General features: G+C 51.4%; 2 protein-coding genes. Both read left to right on the top strand.

Going from position 1 to position 1,489, the window contains the following annotated elements; genetic code table 11:
- Window positions 1-1,040: hypothetical protein (locus tag KDK19_RS12260; RefSeq protein ID WP_257292077.1), on the top strand; the 1,040-nt coding region annotated here is incomplete at its 5' end.
- Window positions 1,041-1,181: 141 nt separating this feature from the next.
- Window positions 1,182-1,489 (top strand): hypothetical protein (locus KDK19_RS12255; protein ID WP_257292076.1); only part of this gene is annotated, 308 nt, incomplete at its 3' end.

The raw sequence follows: 1,489 nt of genomic DNA, 5'->3' as shown, positions 1-1,489 counted from the left end.
ACCATGCCCTGCTCGTCGCCCGCTGGAAAAAGCTGGCACAATTCAACCTGCCCGCCGGGCTCTATAAACTTGTCGACTTGTTTTCTGCTGGCGAAGATTTGGTTAGACCGATTCTTGAGTCAGGAGACAGACTTTCCAGGCACGGCCTGCTTCTGGGTCGTCTGTACCGGGAGGTACCCCTTACCCTTGACCCCAAACAATACCTGTACCAGAGTCGTCTGGACAGCAATCCACCGGCCCTGACGGTGGGAACAAAAGACACGACTTTTGATCACCACAAAGCTATCGCTATAGGAAAGTTGTTCGGACTAGCCCTGTTAAACCATCCCGATGTGGTCGCTCTCGGTAAAGCTCAAAAGGACTTGCGGGCCATCTGGGGATTGTCGGCAACCACCACAGGCCGTCGCTATGGCCTGACCACAGGACTGGCACTGGGCGCTTTTCCAGACCAGCCCCCCCTCTATACACAGCTTGTTAATGGCCTCAGTAGCACCGATCACAATTGGCAGTTTGCTACCGGGTCGGTGGACGATTTCGCCCGGGTTCTCTACTGGTTATCCGCCCGGCATGATCAGGACGGGCTGACAGAGGCGGTTAAACGGGTTTTGAAATACCGTCGTCAACACCCTGGGGTATCTCTGGATAACTTTGCCTCGGCTCTGGTGAAGACACACGGGAATCTGCCGGATTACCGGGCAGGCCTGGTTCTGCGTCAGGCCATCAGGACAGACGAAATCACTTTTCTGAAGCAGACCCTGAAGGAGAGAAGCCCATCATTAATTGATGGACTGAATGCAATAGTAGAGGTTAGTGCTCTGGATGAGCATTTTAGTAACTATTCAAAAGATGGCTATCCAATTCTCGAAATTAACAAGAATATACAATTAAGTTTGACCCCTGACTACCTCCGTTATGCTGGAACGGAGTATGTTGTATTATTCGATGGTATCAGGGACTTTCTGGCTACGCCTTTGGGCAAAGATTACCTGAAAAAAATAACAGATGCTTCCAAATCCACCGGTCCTGCTGAGGGTCTGTGACTTAATGCCCCGAAAACGGCTACTGGCAAGCAACAAGTCATTGTTTCATTATTTCTGTCTGGCAAACAAATCGTTATTAACCCTGACGCCTCCACCAGACAAAAGACCGGTTTATCCAGCCTGATTCCAGTGTTTACTGCCATGGTTCAATCCGGCTACAGGCAGGCGGGCATCAGTCAGCCTGACGTTGACGACATTGAAAGAAGGGTTCGCCAGCAAATGGGGTTTGCACCGCTGGTGCAGCTTACCAGCCCATTGTCTTCTTCATTCAGTCCATCAGGCCGGATAGTCCTCGAAAAAACCTTCGCTATCGACAAGCTTGCCAAAACGGAAAACCTGCAGGTCAAAAGCCCGACAGACGTCAACGGTTCGTCTTTAATCACCCTGAGATGGCTAAGTGTCGGCAATCAGCCGGGCTTGCAACTGGTTTCAGCGCCGCTGTCCCCGGA

Source organism: Endozoicomonas sp. ONNA1 (assembly GCF_024606325.1).
GTDB lineage: Bacteria > Pseudomonadota > Gammaproteobacteria > Pseudomonadales > Endozoicomonadaceae > Endozoicomonas_A.
Note: the sequence above shows the minus strand (reverse complement) of the source record. Positions and strands in the feature narration are given on the sequence as shown.